Origin of the sequence: Collinsella sp. SGI.095 (assembly GCF_050314535.1) — a bacterium.
In the GTDB taxonomy this organism is placed as follows: domain Bacteria; phylum Actinomycetota; class Coriobacteriia; order Coriobacteriales; family Coriobacteriaceae; genus Collinsella.
The window spans coordinates 1-329 of record NZ_JBNPNG010000067.1 but is presented as its reverse complement, the minus strand read 5'-3'; the positions used below and the strand labels follow the sequence as shown (position 1 = coordinate 329).

The window sequence follows — 329 nt, the reverse complement described above, 5'->3', positions numbered from 1 at the left end:
ATCCACTCCGACCGCGGCGGCCACTACCGCTGGCCCGGCTGGATCTCGATCTGCGAGGGGCACGGCCTCGCCAGGAGCATGTCCGCCAAGGGCTGCAGCCCGGACAACGCGGCGATGGAGGGCTTCTTCGGCCTGCTCAAGAGGGAGTTCTGGCACGGCAGGGACTGGTCGGGCTGGACCCCTGCCCGCTTCATCGAGGAGCTCGGGGGCTGGATCGGCCGATACAATACGGAGAGGCGCAGCGATGCGCTCGGCGGCCGCACGCCGGCCGAGTTCCGCGCCGCGCTGGGAAGGGCCGCGTAACGGTCCAAGAAATCGTCCGCAGTCCC

At 70.2% G+C, this 329-nt stretch carries 1 protein-coding gene; it reads left to right on the top strand.

Annotation, left to right across the window (positions count from 1 at the left end; translation table 11 throughout):
* Window positions 1-78 precede the first annotated feature (78 nt).
* Window positions 79-303 carry an IS3 family transposase gene (locus tag ACQRCA_RS08490; RefSeq protein ID WP_427719900.1) on the top strand — a complete coding sequence of 75 codons (225 nt, stop codon included), beginning with the start codon at window positions 79-81 and terminating at the stop codon, window positions 301-303.
* Window positions 304-329 lie beyond the last annotated feature (26 nt).